12 protein-coding genes are annotated in these 15,425 nt (G+C 66.7%); 8 read left to right on the forward strand and 4 right to left on the reverse strand.

The features are described 5' to 3' along the window. Positions 1-5: 5 nt before the first annotated feature. The 4 genes from IE264_RS14025 (at position 6) to IE264_RS14040 (ending at position 6,097) form a co-directional block, all read left to right on the forward strand. Positions 6-1,277, forward strand: coding sequence for an AAA family ATPase (locus tag IE264_RS14025; RefSeq protein WP_032757544.1), 1,272 nt, complete (start codon positions 6-8; stop codon positions 1,275-1,277). After that, positions 1,274-2,185, forward strand: coding sequence for an RloB family protein (locus tag IE264_RS14030; RefSeq protein WP_032757542.1), 912 nt, complete (start codon positions 1,274-1,276; stop codon positions 2,183-2,185). Before IE264_RS14025 ends, IE264_RS14030 begins: the two co-directional genes overlap by 4 nt. A gap of 71 nt (positions 2,186-2,256) precedes the next feature. Continuing rightward, positions 2,257-4,872: a type I restriction-modification system subunit M gene (locus IE264_RS14035; protein WP_032757540.1), complete on the forward strand. Its 2,616-nt coding sequence runs from the start codon at positions 2,257-2,259 to the stop codon at positions 4,870-4,872. Further along, the gene (locus tag IE264_RS14040; RefSeq protein WP_158706530.1) at positions 4,862-6,097 is read left to right on the forward strand and encodes a restriction endonuclease subunit S; all 1,236 of its coding nucleotides are present in this window, start codon (positions 4,862-4,864) and stop codon (positions 6,095-6,097) included. The genes IE264_RS14035 and IE264_RS14040 overlap by 11 nt, the downstream gene beginning before the upstream one ends. Before the next feature lie 376 nt (positions 6,098-6,473). On the opposite strand, the gene IE264_RS38655 is transcribed toward IE264_RS14040, so the two are convergent. Together IE264_RS38655 and IE264_RS14055 are read right to left on the reverse strand one after the other, a co-directional pair. Continuing rightward, positions 6,474-6,746, reverse strand: a complete 273-nt coding sequence (locus IE264_RS38655) for a DUF397 domain-containing protein (RefSeq protein WP_078657474.1) — start codon at positions 6,744-6,746, stop codon at positions 6,474-6,476. 240 nt (positions 6,747-6,986) lie between these two features. Continuing rightward, positions 6,987-8,096 carry a Scr1 family TA system antitoxin-like transcriptional regulator gene (locus tag IE264_RS14055; protein ID WP_229887522.1) on the reverse strand — a complete coding sequence of 370 codons (1,110 nt, stop codon included), beginning with the start codon at positions 8,094-8,096 and terminating at the stop codon, positions 6,987-6,989. A gap of 186 nt (positions 8,097-8,282) precedes the next feature. Here IE264_RS14055 and IE264_RS14060 point away from each other — a divergent pair, with 186 nt between their 5' ends. From IE264_RS14060 to IE264_RS14070, 3 genes are all read left to right on the forward strand, one after another. After that, the gene (locus IE264_RS14060; RefSeq protein ID WP_063605755.1) at positions 8,283-8,597 is read left to right on the forward strand and encodes a hypothetical protein; all 315 of its coding nucleotides are present in this window, start codon (positions 8,283-8,285) and stop codon (positions 8,595-8,597) included. A 241-nt stretch (positions 8,598-8,838) separates the two neighbouring features. Further along, positions 8,839-12,522, forward strand: a complete 3,684-nt coding sequence (locus tag IE264_RS14065) for a type I restriction endonuclease subunit R (protein ID WP_032757536.1) — start codon at positions 8,839-8,841, stop codon at positions 12,520-12,522. Between the two features lie 41 nt (positions 12,523-12,563). Further along, positions 12,564-13,319: a M48 family metallopeptidase gene (locus tag IE264_RS14070; RefSeq protein ID WP_032757534.1), complete on the forward strand. Its 756-nt coding sequence runs from the start codon at positions 12,564-12,566 to the stop codon at positions 13,317-13,319. Positions 13,320-13,542: 223 nt separating this feature from the next. Here the strand turns inward: IE264_RS14070 and IE264_RS14075 are convergent, their stop codons facing one another. Then, positions 13,543-14,358 (reverse strand): alpha/beta fold hydrolase, encoded by an 816-nt coding sequence (locus IE264_RS14075; protein WP_032757533.1) that lies wholly within the window; start codon positions 14,356-14,358, stop codon positions 13,543-13,545. A 77-nt stretch (positions 14,359-14,435) separates the two neighbouring features. Beyond that, a complete protein-coding gene (locus tag IE264_RS14080; protein WP_015611552.1) occupies positions 14,436-14,771 on the reverse strand; it encodes a DUF427 domain-containing protein in 336 nt (111 codons plus the stop codon). A 106-nt stretch (positions 14,772-14,877) separates the two neighbouring features. On the opposite strand from IE264_RS14080, the gene IE264_RS14085 reads away from it, so the two are divergent. Further along, on the forward strand, positions 14,878-15,417 hold the full coding sequence (locus IE264_RS14085; protein WP_032757532.1) for an LOG family protein: 540 nt from the start codon (positions 14,878-14,880) through the stop codon (positions 15,415-15,417). The last annotated feature ends 8 nt before the right edge of the window (positions 15,418-15,425 follow it).

A 15,425-nucleotide genomic window follows, 5' to 3' on the forward strand; every position in this document is an offset into this window, starting at 1 on the left:
TACAGGTGCTCCTGCGCTTTCGGGTGGCCAATCACCGCTCGATTCGTGACGAGTGCGAGCTGTCGCTGATCGGGACGGCACTGAACGAAGGCACCGCCCGCGACACCGGTTTGCGTCACAACGACCATGAGGTGACGGCGCTCCCCGTGGTCGCCGTCTTCGGGGCCAACGCCTCAGGAAAGACCAACCTGGTCAGCGCGCTGCGCGACATGAGGTCAGCTGTGCGCACCTCCTTCGCGGACTGGCCCAAGTCACCCGGGGTGCCCCGCAAGCCCTTCAAGTTGGATCGTGAAAGCTCCGAGGAGACGAGCCTCTACGAAGTAGATCTCACGCTCGGCCGAAAGCCGGTCCGGTTCACCTACGGTTTCGAGCTCTCGGACGACCGGGTGGAGGCCGAGTGGCTGCACGCCTACCCCAACGGGGAGCGGGAGATCTGGTTCGACCGGGAGGCCGACCGGCCTGAGTCGGAAGGCGGCGAGTTCGTCTTCGAAAGCGACAGTTTCGTCGGCCAACGAGACGCGCTAGTCTCCTTCACCCGGTCCGACGCCCTGTTCCTGTCCACGGCGGCCACTGCCAACGACAAGCAGCTCTCGGCTCTGTACCGCTGGTTCCTCGACAACCTGTGGCTGATGACGCCGGGTGAGGACGTCGTCCACCGAACGAAGTGGACACAGGAACTCCTCGGCGAACCCGGCCGCCGGAGTGACTACGCCGAGCGCATTCTGCAACTGCTCTCGGTGGCCGACCTGGGTGTCACCGGCATCGAGATCGACCGCGAGACACAGGAGATCCGGCTGCGGCACCGGACCACGGAGGGCCAGGACGTCTCACTGGACTTCCTCACAGAGGAGTCCTTCGGCACGCATGCCTGGTTCGCCTTCCTCGGCCCGATGCTCACCGTGCTCGACAAGGGCGCTGTGCTGCTGGTCGACGAGCTGGATTCGAGCCTCCACCCCACGCTGGCCGCCGAGGTCGTCCGGATCTTCCAGGACCCGAAGGCGAATCCTCGTAACGCTCAACTGATCTTCACGACGCACGATGCCACCTTGCTCGGCAGCGAGGTCCTGGACCGGCCACTGGGCCGTGATCAGGTCTGGCTCACGGCGAAGGACCGCACGGGAGCGACCGAGATCTACCCGCTCACCGCAGCCCGTCCGGCGGACGGCGAGAACCTGGAACGTGGCTATCTGCGGGGCCGGTACGGCGGTACCCCGCGTGTGAGCGCGGGCGAGATCGCCCGTGAGGTGTCCTGGCAGGAGGCGAAGGCGTCAGCGTGAGTACGTGGAACGACGAGCGTCAGCACCGGGCGGCGCAGGACGGGAGTGGGGACTCGCCGGAGACGGCTCCCCGGAAGCCGAAGAAGCGCCGGAGCGGCAAGGACGAAGAGCAGCCCCTGATCCCGGCCCCGAGTCCGCCGCCGGACGATTCCCGGGCGGTGCGCGTGGTCTACGTCGGTTGCGAGGGCGAGTCCACCGAGCCGGACTACCTCAACCACCTCAATGCCAGATTCGGGGACGGCAGCGGTTACGAGGGACAGAAGTTCCGTATCCAGCCCGTTTACAAGAAGAACGGCCATACCCCAGCGGAGGCTGTGGCCGCTGTGCGGGACACGGCCATGGAAGACGATGCCTGGGCCATGTTCGACCGCGACGCGCACACCGACATCCCGAAGGCATTGAGGGAAGCGGCGGAGGATTCCACCGAGGTCTGCTTCTCCCATCCCTCCTTCGAGTTGTGGCTGCTTCTCCATTTCCAGGACTTCGGCGGGCGTCAGAGCGGCAAGAACAAGGACATCCTCAAGAAGCTGCGGCAGGCGCACCCCGCGTTCAAGAAGTTCGACACCAAGAACGACAAGAGCGTCAAGGACGACCGGCGAGCGGCGCTGGACGAAGAAGGACTGCTGGAAGAGGCGGTGTCCCGGGCGAAGCGTCTGGTCAGCCAGTGCGAGCACGGTTCGTGCAAGGCGAACAACGCCAAGACGAACCGGTTCAGCCGCGACAACCCGCCGAAGACCACGCCCGCGTGGGCGGCGCGCTCGGGGCACGCACACGACTGCGAGACGCTTCGACGCGATCCGTCGACCGACGTCTGGCGCTTGATCGTGAGCCTGGGCATCGTCAAGGACCCCTCACGGACAGCGACGAAACGGGGCCACAGTTACTCAGCAGGAGCTTGGGGCGTCTAGGCTGCCGTAGCACTTCCGCTTCCCCGGGCCTCTGGGCCCGTCGGTCTCCCAGTCGTACGAAGGAATGGCGCGTGGCCAGAATCACCCTGCCCGAGCTCGAAAGGCACCTCTTCTCGGCCGCGGACATCCTGCGCGGACGGATGGACGCCTCTGAGTACCGCGACTACATCTTCGGCATGCTGTTCCTCAAGCGGGCCTCGGACGAGTTCGAGCCCGAGTGGAAGCGTGAGTACGCGGCGGCGCTGGAATCGACGGGCGACCCGGTGAAGGCGCGAAAGCGGGCCGACAACCCCGAGCGCTACACCCATGTCTTCTACGTTCCGCCGCAGGCCCGCTGGTGGAAGGGCCCGCACGTGATCGACCCGGTCACGCCGGACGGTGAGATCACGACCGTGCCGGGTATCCGGTACCTCACCGACAAGGTGGGCCAGGGACTCGACCAGGCGCTGATCGCCCTGACCGAAGGCAACCGGAGGCTGGCCGGCGTCACCTCCCACATCACCTTCAACGAGGTCATCGGGACGAAGCCTCGCTTTACCAACTCCGAACTGCGCTCCCTCATCCGTCACTTCAGCCTCTACCAGCTGCGGAACGAGGATTTCGAGTTCCCCGACATGCTGGGGGCGGCGTACGAGTATCTGCTCGGTCGGTTCGCCGATTCCGCGGGGCAGCGCGGCGGTGAGTTCTACACTCCGCGTTCGGTGGTCCGGATGCTGGTCCGGCTGATCGATCCGAAACCTACGGAAACCGTCTACGACCCGTGCGCGGGCTCCGGCGGCATGCTCATCGCGGCACGGGAGCATGTGGAGGAACACGGGGGCGATCCCAACGAGTTGGGGGTCAACGGGCAGGACAAGAACGGCCCTTCCTGGTCCATGGCCAGCATGAACATGGTGCTTCACGGCATCCGTGAGTTCGAGCTGGAACACGGTGACACCTTGACCGAGCCGCTGCACCTGACGCCGGACGGTCGGCTGCGCACCTTCACCAAGGTCCTTTCGAACCCGCCCTTCTCGCTCAATTACGACGCGGATCTCGTCGCCAAGGCCGATGAGCTGTACGGCACCCGGATGAAGTGGGGCTGGGCGCCTGAAGGCGGTAAGAAGGCCGACCTGATGTTCGTCCAGCACATGGTCTCGGTGCTGGAGCAGCGGGGCACGGCGGCGATTGTCATGCCGCACGGCGTGTTGTTCCGGGGCGGCAAGGAACGGGACATCCGGGAAGGGCTGCTGAAGGACGACTGCATCGAGGCGGTGATCGGCCTCGGCCCGAACCTCTTCTACGGCACCGGCATCCCGGCGTGCGTTCTGGTCCTGCGACCCCCGCGCCGCAAGCGCGGGGAGCGCGAGAAGAAGGTCCTGTTCATCAACGCGGACCGCGACTTCACAGCGGGACGAAACCAGAACGAGCTCGGACCCGAGCACGTGGAGAAGATCGTCACCGTCTTCCAGGCATGGCGACAGCTCCCCGGCTACTCGCGCGCTGTGGAGGTCAAGGACCTGCTGGCAGCGGAGGCGAACCTCAACATCCGCCGCTGGGTGGACAATTCACCCCCCGCCGAGCCCCAGGATGTACGGGCGCACCTCTACGGCGGAGTTCCGGTGAGCGAGGTCGCGAGCAAAGAACAGCTCTTCACGGCATACAGGGTCGATGCGACGGCCCTCTTCGCCCAGCGCGACGATGATCCGGAGTACTACGACTTCCTGGACGAGGGCCCGGAGGCGACAGCCCAACGTATCCCGGGTCTGGCGGCGGACCGCGAGAAGAAGCTGTGGGAGGCGTACGGCACCTGGTGGGCGGAGCACGCCCCGGGCTTCGCCCAGCTCGCGGCGGACCGGAAGCTGATGGACCTCCGAGGCCGATTGGTGACCGGATTCACCAAGTCGGTGGGAGACGTCGGCGTCCTGGACGAGTACACGACGGCCGGCATCATGGCCGACTGGTGGACGGCGAACAGGTACGACCTCAAGGCACTCGCGGCCGGTGGTTTCGAACGGGTGCTGGCGGGCTGGGTCGACTCGGTCGAGGCGATCGTCGACCCGGCGCTGCCGCCGACGGAGGAGGGCGACATCCCGGCGAAGAAGCCGACGGTGTCCGGAGCTGACCGCCGCCGAGCGATGGACCACCCGGTGGTACGGGCCCTGATCCCTGAGTTCCTCGACGCGGTGTCCTCGGCCGATACGGCGGTGACGGAGGCGGACGCGGCGTACCGGGCGGCGCTGGAAGCAGTGGCGGAAGCGAAGCCGGCGCCGGTGGCTGACGCGGAGGACGACGCCGATACCGATGCCGACGAGCCGTCCGACGGTGATACGGAGGCTACGGCCCCGGTCTCTCAGGAGGAGATCGCCCGCCTGGAAAAGGTACTGGCTGCGCGGAAGCGGGAGTTGGCGGCGGCGAAGAAGAAGCGGAAGGCGCTGGACGACCGTTTCCTGAAGGACCTGCGAGCGGCAGCCGAGGTCGCCGTGGTGACGTCGGGCGACGCGGAGCGGGTGATCCTTGAGGTCCTGGACGGCGACTTGAGCCGGCGCCTGGGCGCGTCGGTTGCCTCGGGCCGCCGTGAGCTGGTGGCGGCGTTCCGGAGATGGGCCGAGAAGTATGCGGTGTCGCTGGAGGAGCTTGAGGCGGAGAGCGACGGGGCGGCGGGGGAGCTGGCGGGGTGGCTTAAGGAGCTTGGGTATGCGCGGTGAGGTCAGTGGGCAGGGAGCATTTAGTTCCTGGCCGGCTGGGTGGCGGCGGCTGTCTCTCGCTCAGGCAGGGAAGTGGCTGTCCGGCGGCACACCGGCGACGTCGAACGAGGCGTACTGGGACGGTGATATTCCGTGGATCAGCGGTGCCAGCATGAAGGAATTCCACATCAAGGATTCCGATCGGCGGGTTACGCAGCTCGGAGCCAAGAACGGCTCGCGTCTGGTCGGCAAGGGCACCACACTCTTCGTTGTGCGTGGGATGAGCCTGAAGTCCGAGTTCCGTATTGGTGTCGCAGAGCGTGAACTTGCCTTCGGGCAGGACTGTAAGGCGGTGATTCCAGGTGACGGGATCGACCCGTACTTCCTTGCTTACGCGATCAAGGTGCGTACTCCGGAGATTCTTCGCATGGTCGAGGAGACCAGTCACGGTACGGGGCGGTTGGATACGGCGCGCCTTCAGGAGTTGGAAATCGGGATTCCATCGATGTCGGAACAGCACCGAATCGTCGCTGCCCATGCTGCCTTTGAACGGCGCATTGCGGGACTTCAAGGAGTGCTTCGTAAACTCGGTGAGGCCGATAGATCTGTTGTAACTCAGGTAATTTTGGAGACGAGAAATAGAGTTCCGCTGGGTGACTGGCTAGATCGAATCGAGGCCGGGAAGAGCCCGCTGGTCGAGGATGTGCCAGCCGGAGATTCGGAGTGGGGAGTACTCAAAGTAAGCGCAGTGCAGGCAGGGTGGTTCAAAGGGATAGAGAATAAGGTGGTACGCACCCCTGACCTAATCAACCCTCAATATGAGGTACGGCCGGGCGATCTACTTATGACGCGAGCTAATACCGAACAGCTGGTCGGCCTGGCCTGTGTCGCACGTCATCCTGCGCCCAGGCTCATGCTTAGCGACAAGACGCTTCGGCTCGTTCCGAAATCAGCGCGAGCCGAAGTTGGGTTCGTTGAGCTGGCTCTGCTGAGTTTCGATGTCCGCAGGCAGATCATGGCTGCCGCAACCGGAACGAGTGGCAGCATGAAAAACATCGCGCAGACCGCAGTTAGGCAACTGCTCGTGCCGGACGTTTCTGTGGGGACTCAGCGTCGGATTGTTGCTGCTACGGCGGCTAGTAGGCGGCGTGCCAGCAGCATGCGTGACCAGATCGCGAAGCTGCGAACAGTGCGTCAGGGCATGGTTGAGGACCTGCTGAGTGGGCGTGTGCGTCTAAGCGCGTAGCGTGCCGGAAGCGCACTTCCTGTCGGTTTATCGGGCTTCCGGTGCATGCGTTGCGTTCTGAGTTTCGATGAGTGCGCAAATGCTCCCTGGCTTGACAAGGCCACTCGATCTGGTCTTTGAGTGTTGCGTAGGGCCGCGATGCTCAGCTCCCGCACAGACGCTTCCACGCAGTTGTTGGCTTATTCCCCGAAGCGTCACGACTTTCAAGCAGACTACGTGGAATGCCATCGCTATCTAAAGACAGTCCCGTAATTTCTGGTGCCGTCCGACGGGGCCCGGTATGCATCGATTGATCGCGATCTCGCTGGAGTGGCAAGTCGGCCTGCAACGGGATAATCTTGCTCTCCGGTTGGGCCCCGGTTGGCCCGAGGCTGAGTTACGGGACAGCCTTTGGCGGTGTGCTTGAAGGAATGCTCGGAGGGGAGTAGCGTGAGTGGGTCCGCTGCGCCTGTCGTGGTATCGGATCGAACATGCCCGTCTTCACTCCCTGCGCGAGCGCATGGAACGTACTGCCGCGCACAGGGATGACTAGGGGCGGCCGTGTGCTGTCGCGCAGAGCCGCAATGCCTCGCTCTCTTACGACCACCTTCACACAGTTGTTCGCCGATGCCTCGGAGTGGGGCGACTTCAACCACTTCAAGTCAGGCATGAATCGTTCCTCTCGCAGAGCTCTGGCGATGTCACGTATGACGTCTCTCGCCTCACCTGCATTCAACGCCGCTTGTTCCGCAGGGTTCCAGTTACGTAGGGAAGTTGGCCAACTGTGTAGGCGGGTCGGTGCAGTCGAAACCGATAGGCGAGTCCACCTGTGCCTGTCCCAATGGTGACATCAGCACCGTGGGCTACTGGGAGTAAAGACCGCAGCGCACCGTAGGCGAAGGAGCCTTGACTACCTCTGAGATCCAAGGTCGTCGAACTCGCCTGCCTTGACCCCCTTGATCCAGGCGTCCATCTCGGTGCGAGTGAAGAAGACGGTTCCCGCTCCGGGGTGGTTGCTGTTGCGTACCGCTATGCGGCCGTCTAGCAGTGGGGCGGCCTCTACGCAGGCTCCCTGGTCTCCGCTGAAACTGGACTTGCGCCAAGGGGCGGATTCGAGTTGGGCTTGGTTGGAAACGGACTCAGGGGTGGTCATGCATACTCCTCTGCGATGTCGCGCACCATCTTCACTGACTCGTCCGGGCTCAAGGCGAGTGCAACCAGGTGCTCGAAGGCCACCGTATGCGCCTCGATCTCGTGGGGGGGCTTCGAGGTAGAAGGCTCCCGCGCGGTGTTCAACGTAGGCCACGCCAGGATCTGTGGGCCACGGGAAGCCAAGGATCTGGAACGGTCCTGCGGCCATGCCCGGGTGTGCGCCGTGAGAGAAGGGGATGACTTGGACGGTGATCTTCGGATGGCTCGTCATCTCAGCCACGTGTAGGAGCTGGTCCCTCATGACAGCTGGGCTGCCGACGACCCGGCGGAGTACTGCTTCATTGAGCACTGCCCACAGACGAAGCGGGCTGGAGGCGCGGTTGAGGGCGTCCTGCCGAGTCAGACGCAGCTTGATCTGACGCTCGACCTCGTCTTCTGCGCGTTCGGCTGTGCCGCGGCGGGTGATGGCGTCGGTGTAGGCCCGGGTCTGGAGAAGGCCGGGGACTGCTTCGCTCTCGTACGTGCGGATCTGTGAAGCGCCCTGCTCCAACCCGACGAAGAGCGAGAACCAACTTGGAATGGGTGGCCCGCCGTGCGTCTCCCACCAGCCCTTCTTCCGTGCGTCCTTGGCTGCACGAACGTAGGCCGGCCAGCGGTCCTCCGGGACGCTATAGAGGGGGAGCAGCACTTCATCGAGATCTTTGACGACGACAGGCCGGTCGGCGGTCTCGTAGTACGAGACCTTGGCGACCGTGCATCGCAGCGCCTTGGCGACATCCTTCTGCTCAAGGCCAGCTTCCCGGCGTAGCCGAGTGAGTTCGAGGGCGAGCCAGCGCCGCCAGACGGTGGGGCTGGACGTATCGGTCACTGCTCTGCCTCCTGCGCTCTGCTCATGAATCGGGAATGACGGTAGCGCCTGCGTCTCCCCGGTGCGTGATCACGCCGGAACTCGCCTGACTGAGGCCAGCCGGACGTCACTCGAACGAGTCATAGCGCTCTGTTGAGTAAAAATTTAGACTTAACAAAAATGTGGCAACGGGGTGAGGAGAGGTCTATGACTGAGGTGTCGGCGACGACGGAAGTCCGTTCAGAGCCAGAGTCGCTGACCCCACTGGGGCATGACGAGTACGTAGCCTTGCTGGCGGAGGTGGTGGCCGAGTCCATGCCACGGCTCTTCGCCGTCGTACAGGAAGTGGGTGACCGGGAAGACGGGTGGGTGGCGGCTTGGGGCCTGGCGTTCGAAGATCGGGCCGAGGTGCTTCCGTACAGGGGAGGCGTTCGTATGAGTTTGCCGTCGGCCGAGAAGGCCCTCCGGTACTTCGGGCGGGGCGGCGATGTCAGGGCAAGCCTGCGCTGGATCGGCTCCTGATTCGCCGGGCCGCGATATCAATTGGCGCTCGTGACCCCCAACGCGAATACGAGCCGAGGTCGGCTTCGGCGGAAAGTCCGCCAGCCTCGGCAGCCGTGTCACCCCTCCTGCGCTGGTCAGCGTGTGAGCAAGCGATCTGGCCCGCATTCTCGTCCCCCGCTCACCCGCGGGTAGAGTTTCGCGCACATCCTTTCGGGGAGTGCGCGGGACGTACGGTGACGGGCGGACGGGGAGACCAGCGATGGGGCAGCCGGAGTACGACAAGACCGAGGAGCCCCTGATCGACCAGCTGGTCGCGATGGGGTGGAAGCATGTGCGGGGAGGGCCGCCCGGCGAGCCCGCGACCCTGGCAAGCGCTTCCGGGCGCACCTCATTCACACAGGTCGTGTACGAGGACCGGTTCCGCGACGCCGTGGCTCGGCTCAACCCCGCCCCTCGCGCCGACGGCGGCCGGACTTGGCTCTCCCCGGGGCAGTTGGACCACCTTCTCGCGCGTATCAAGGGAACCGCGCCCGGCCAGGGGCTCCCCGGACGGGGCGCGGCCGGGAACCGCGAAGCGACCGACATGCTCCGGAACGGCATCAACGCCCGTACGGTCCCCGGCTGGACCCCCGAGAATCCCGAACACATCCGCCTGGTCGACTGGGACGGCGAGTTCGGTCCCGTAGGCAAGGGCGAGAGCGAAGGCAGCGCGAGGGGAAACGATCTTCTCGCCGTTTCTCAGTTCCGGGTGGAACGCAAGGGTGCCAAGCCCGTCACTCCCGACCTCGTCCTGTTCGTCAACGGTCTGCCCTGGGTGGTGATCGAGTGCAAGGCCCCCCTGCTGACCGAAACGGACAGCAGGGCCGCGCTGGATGCCGCCGTTGATCAGGTCATCGGCTACGCGGGTGCCGGTTCGGCGGCTCCCGTCGCCGAGTTCGTACGGTACGCGCAGGTGCTCATCGGCACGGATCGTGATCACGCCGAGCTGGGTACCGTGACCGCCGGGCCGGAGCACTTCGCGCCCTGGCGAACGGTCCGGCCCCGTTCGGAAGCCAACGTGCGCGCCGATGTCGGCAAGAGCGAGAGCACGCCGCTGACCGCCCAGGACGTACTCGTGGCGGGTCTTCTGTACCCCGCCCACCTGTTCACCCTCGTTCGCGACTTCACCACCTGGGCCGGACACGGCAACCGTGCGGGGAAGATTATCGGCCGCTACCAGCAGTTCCGGGCCGTGCTGACCCTGTCGACACGGCTTCGGGACAGGAGCGAGGCGGTTGCGGCCGAGCGCGACGTATCTCAGCGAGGCGGGGTCGTCTGGCACACCCAGGGCTCCGGCAAGAGCCTGACCATGGCATTTCTCGTACGGCATCTGCGCAGCAACCCGGACCTCGCTGGCCACAAGGTGGTGGTCGTCACCGACCGGATCGACCTTGAGAAGCAGATCCGGCGGAGCCTCGGCGCCAGTGACGAGAAGGTACACCGCGCGTCGAGTGTGAAGAGCGCCCGCAAGTACCTGGCCGTCGATGTGCCCGATCTGGTGCTGATCACGCTCCAGAAGGCGCGCAAGGACGACATGGCGGACGACGGCAGTGCCGAGTCCCTCGGTGAGGAGACCGAGGACACTGACGAGGACGAGCCTGACGAAAAGGGCAACGAAGCCCGGATCCACAACCTGGTCGCCAACCCGCATCACACAGTCGTCGTCCTGATCGACGAGGCCCACCGAGGGAACGCCCACTGGCAGCACGCCAGGCTGCGCGCCATGCTGCCGAACGCTGTACTGGTCGGCTTCACCGGTACCCCGATCATCGACAAGCGCCGGAAGACGACCGAGAAGATCTTCGGCGCGTTCGCGGACACTTACACCCTCCGTGACGCCGAGCGGGACGGGTCCGTGGTACCTGTGCGCTACGAGGCGTACGCGGTGCCGCTCGAAGTGATCGAGAAGGCGGCGCTGGACGCCAAGTTCGACGAGAAGATTCCTGGTGATCCGCAGCAGAGAATCCGGGTGTTGAACAAGTTCGCGCGGCGGAAGGAAATTCTGGAGGCGCCTTCCGTGATCGCGGCGAAGGCCGGTCACATCCTCGACCACTGGGCTACGTCGGCTCTCCCGGACCGGTTCGGCGCACAAGTGGTCGCGGTCTCCAGGCTCGCGGCCGTCCGCTACCGAACGGCCCTGCTCGCGGCGCGGAACCGGCTGCTGGAACGTCTGGACGCGCTGGACCTCGACCTCGCACACGATCCGCTCGCCGCGCTGCATGCCACGGACGAAGAGCGTGAGCTGCTCAACCTGCTGCCGCACCGGCACATCCTCGCCTCCCTCGACGCGGCAGTGGTGATCTCCAAGTCCCAGCCAGGAAAGCCCAAGGATCCTGAGGAATGGAGGTGCTGGACCACGAAGCCCCACCAGGACGCGCACATCGCGCGGTTCAGAGACGGCATCGGGGATCCGCTGACCGCTGCCGATGATCCGTCCTGGGTTGTCGACCCGCACGGCACGGTCTCGCCGGGGTGGGGGACCGCCGCAGCGGACGGCGAGGTCTGGCACGAGACGACCCAGGGGGAGGAGGACGGGCAACGCGAGGGGGAGCCGACGGAGGACGCCGAGAGCGAGCAGGCGCCCATGGCCTTCCTCATCGTCCAGTCCATGCTTCTCACCGGCTTCGACGCCCCCGTCGAGCAGGTCCTCTACCTCGACCGTGCCATGAAGGGAGCGGGTCTCCTCCAAGCCGTGGCGCGCACCAACCGCCCCTGGCGAGCGAAGAAATGGGGGCAGGTCGTCGACTTCATCGGCATCGGTCCCGAACTGGCACGTTCCCTCGCCGCCTACGACCAGGAACACTTGCGCCAGGTGTTCGGCTACGACGACGTTTCGGTGGATCACCTTGACCGGACCTTGGGCGATGGCCCGAACGAAGAGTCCGGCGTGGGATCCGACGACTCCCGCAGAGCTGAGCCCGCTCGTGAAGGGCTGCTGCTCCAGTCGGACGTCGCCGCCAACGTTCTGTTGTCCGATCTGGACAAGAAGATCCGCGCGTTCCTCGGTATGGACGCTGCCCTGCTCGCCGACGAGACCAGGCGTGAGGACCTGCTCGCGAGGCTCGTGGACCCGTCGCTGCGGGGCGAGTTCGACGAACTCGTCCGAGACTTCCTCACGGCCGTCAACGCCGTACTGCCACGCCCGGAAGCGCTGAGATACGAGGGGGCCGCACGGCAGCTCGGGGAGACGCAAATACTGGTCAGGCGCCGTTACTTGGATGGGCGGGACCAGTTCAGTCCACGCCGTTACGGCGCGAAGGTACGTCAGCTGATCTCCCAGCACCTCCGGGTAACCAGGATCGAGCAGCGAGTCCCGCCGGTGGAACTCACCGACGCCAACTTCATGGAACGGGTCAACGCCAACCGCGACCCGCGCGCCAGGACGGCGTACATGACCAGTTCGCTCGATCTGCACATCACCGCGCACATCGCCTCCGACCGCGGTCGCTATACCAAGTTCAGCGAGCGGCTCGACGAGATCACCCGACGCATGGCGCAGGACTTCGAGCAGGCTGCCGCCGACCTGACCGATCTGATCCAGGACGTGAACGCGCCGGCCGAGGAACCCGACGAGGCGGGCGGACTGGCCCCCCGGACCGAGCAGCCCATCTACCGACTTTTGCGTCAGCAACTCGACGAATCAGGGGCGGCCGGAATACCGGCGGGAGCCGACTTCTACCAGGCAGCCCAGGGACTGGCGGCGGACATCGCTGTGCTGGTGCGGCCGGCACAGTTCGTCACGCTGGCCGACACGCAGGACAGGGTCCGCAAGGTGCTGCGTTTCAAGCTGGAGCTGCGTCTCGACATGGACTGGGACCACACCGGTCCGCTCGCCAACCTTCTGCTGGAGCTGGCGGTCGAACGGCGGGAGGACTTCCTCGGGTATCGCCCGGACGCTTCGTAGGTCCCGGCAGCGGTGACAGACCCGGGTGGTAGGAATGTCCGGTGAGCACATCCGTCCAGCAGGCGATCGCGGCCCTACCTGTCCCCGCGGAGTGGCTGTGGGATGTCGTCGTGCGGCCACGGCGGCGCACTCTGGGCATCGAGGTGACGCCCGACGGCGGTGTGCTGTTCGCCGTGCCGACGGACGCCGATCCGGCTGCCGTCGCCGACGCCGTACGGTCGAGGCTGCCGCGGCTCGCACGGGAGGTGCGGCGCAGACAGGAGCGTCCCGCTGAGCCGGTCAAGGACCTGATCGGCGGCACCAGCTTCAGCTACCTGGGAAGGCGCCACCGGCTGAAGGTCATTCCTCCGGGCCCCTCGCCTTCGAGGGAGGAACGGCGGGTGCGGCTGTACCGGGGCTGGCTGGAGTCGGCCAGGGCGGAGACGACGGGAGACGAAGCACTTCGGATCACCGAGTGGTACATGGCGTGCGGCGATCGCTGGCTGTCGGCGCGGCTGCCTTCCCTCGCGTCGCGCATAGGAGTGGCACCCCGACCGGTCGTGGCCCGTGATCTCGGCCGCCGCTGGGGCGCCCTGGAACGGGACGGATCCATCTCGGTCCACTGGGCACTGATGCAGTTGCCTCCTGCCTTGGTCGATCTTGTCCTCGTCCACGAACTGTGTCACCTGCGAGTCGCCGGACACGGTGCCGCGTTCCGCAGGCAGATGCGGCTGGCGCTGCCGGGCGCGGACGCGCTGGAGCGCTGGTTCGCGGATGAGGAGCCGCACCTGTGGCGTGGGGCAGTTCGTCCGCGTTGAGTGCCCGAGGAGGGCGGCTTCGGCGCCGCAAGCTGAGGGAGGGCCTTCTGCGGTTTCTCGGCAGCACCGGCGCCCGACCTGAGGCCACGCCGACACCTGAGCGTTCCAGTCCACGATGGCGGGACCGAGGTCGCGGCCGACCGGTGCACAGCCTCGGGCACCTGAGCCCCGACGGGCACCGCCGCTCACGACGCCTGGCACACGTAGCCGGCGGGTCCTCGGCTCACGACGCCTGGCGTACGTACACGTCCCGGGCGAAGAAGTCCGCCAGCACCGGGGCGATCACCTGCGGCGCCACCTCGCGCATCTGGCCCGTCAGTGTGCGGTGCCGGGCGCGGGGCAGGGCCTCGGCCAGGGTGCGGGTGGACGCCCGGGCGCGGGCCGAGCTGAAGCCGCCGCAGACCACCAGCGTGCGGGCGGTGACCGAGGCGAACCGCCCGGCCGGGACCGCCCCGTTGCCCAGCAGTGCGTCGTCGTACGCCAGGGTGTGCGCCAGCGCCTCCAGGCCCGGCCACAGGGGCGCGCGCCGCATCCGGGCCACCGTCGCCGCGTCGACGCCCGTCGCGGTCAGGAAGAGCTCCACCGCCCCGGCCCGGTCCCCGTCCGCCAGCAGCCGGTGCAGCCGGGCCGTGCAGCGGGCCTTGAAGAGGAGGCCGGAGGCGCCGGGGGTGTAGGGCGGCTCGTAGACGGCGAGCAGGTCGACGGGGAGCCCGGCGGCGGCCGCCTCCAGGGCCAGCGCCCCGCCGGAGGACATCCCGAAGACGCATGCGCCGGGCCCCGCCGCGGCCACGACGGCGTTCAGGTCCTCGATCTCCCGGCGCACCTGGTCGGCCCCCGCGTCCCCGCGCCCGGCGTCACGGTCGGCGCCGCGGCCCCGGCGGTCGTAGGTGACCACGGTGAAGCGCGGTGCGAGCAGCGCCGCCAGGGGCGCGTCGGTCGCCGCGGTGCTCAGCGCCCCGCCGACCAGCACCAGCGGTGGCCCCTCGCCCTGGCGGCGGTAGGCGATCGGTGTGCCGTCGGCGGAGAGAATCCTGTCCATGGGAGGAGAGACCGGGGCGGGCCGCGAAACTCATCGCACGGACGGCAGAAACTTCCGGGAAGCTCGCCGGCCGCAGGTCAGCCGGTCACGGTCTCCGTCTCGTAGAAGCAGAAGTGGTCCTTGACGGCGGCGACTTCGGGCTTCGGGTCCGGGTAGGCCCAGACGAGATCGGCGGCGCCGGGGAGCGACCAGTAGGAGGCGTCCCCCTTGAACGGGCAGTGGGTGCTGGTGTCCGACGGGGTGAGCAGCTCGGTGCGGACGTCCTCGGGCGGCAGGTAGTAGCGGTCCGGACAGCCCGTCTCGCGCAGGACGAGGGGGCGGCGGCTCTCGGCCAGCACCTGGCCCGCGTGGACCGCCCTGACGTGCACGGTGCCCGGCTCGACGGTGATGTGGTGTCCTCGGGTGGAAGTCATGCCTCTCTCAGCGGCGTACGGGCCGGGAATCTTCCCCGCCCGCCCCCGTTGACCGGAATCCTCACCGGAACGGGGGAGTGTCCGAGGCGGGTCGTACGGTGGCTCCATGAACATCTGCGTCTTCCTCTCCGCCGCCGACCTCGACGACCGCTACACCGTGCCCGCCCGGGAGTTCGCCGAACTGCTCGGCAGAGGCGGGCACACCCTGGTCTGGGGCGGTTCGGAGAGTGGCCTGATGAAGGTCGTCGCGGACGGCGTGCAGGCGGCGGGCGGGCGGCTCGTGGGGGTCTCGGTCGACTTCCTCGCCGCGAAAGCCCGTACGAACGCGGACGAGATGGTGATCGCCCGTGACCTCGCCGAGCGGAAGGCCCTCCTCCTGGAGAAGTCGGACGCGATCGTGATCATGGTGGGCGGGACCGGGACGCTGGACGAGGCCACCGAGATCCTGGAGCTGAAGAAGCACGGCAAGCACACCAAGCCGGTCGTCCTGCTCAACACGGCGGGCTTCTACGACGGGCTGCGCGAGCAGTTCCAGCGGATGGAGGACGAGGGGTTCCTCCCGGTGCCCCTGACCGACCTGGTCTTCTTCGCCAAGGACGGCGTCGGCGCACTGGCGTATCTGGAGGAGTCCGCCGGGCTCCAGTGATCACGCGT

Origin of the sequence: Streptomyces microflavus (genome assembly GCF_014650075.1) — a bacterium.
In the GTDB taxonomy this organism is placed as follows: Bacteria; Actinomycetota; Actinomycetes; order Streptomycetales; family Streptomycetaceae; genus Streptomyces; species Streptomyces microflavus.

Excerpts from the sequence above, each read along its gene's own strand:
- IE264_RS14080 (WP_015611552.1), bottom strand. The coding sequence starts at position 14,771 with ATGACTTCCACCCGAGGACACCACATCACCGTCGAGCCGGGCACCGTG.
- IE264_RS14075 (WP_032757533.1), bottom strand. The coding sequence starts at position 14,358 with ATGGACAGGATTCTCTCCGCCGACGGCACACCGATCGCCTACCGCCGC.
- IE264_RS14060 (WP_063605755.1), top strand. The coding sequence starts at position 8,283 with ATGACTGAGGTGTCGGCGACGACGGAAGTCCGTTCAGAGCCAGAGTCG.
- IE264_RS14065 (WP_032757536.1), top strand. The coding sequence starts at position 8,839 with ATGGGGCAGCCGGAGTACGACAAGACCGAGGAGCCCCTGATCGACCAG.
- IE264_RS14085 (WP_032757532.1), top strand. The coding sequence starts at position 14,878 with ATGAACATCTGCGTCTTCCTCTCCGCCGCCGACCTCGACGACCGCTAC.
- IE264_RS38655 (WP_078657474.1), bottom strand. The coding sequence starts at position 6,746 with ATGCCTGACTTGAAGTGGTTGAAGTCGCCCCACTCCGAGGCATCGGCG.
- IE264_RS14040 (WP_158706530.1), top strand. The coding sequence starts at position 4,862 with ATGCGCGGTGAGGTCAGTGGGCAGGGAGCATTTAGTTCCTGGCCGGCT.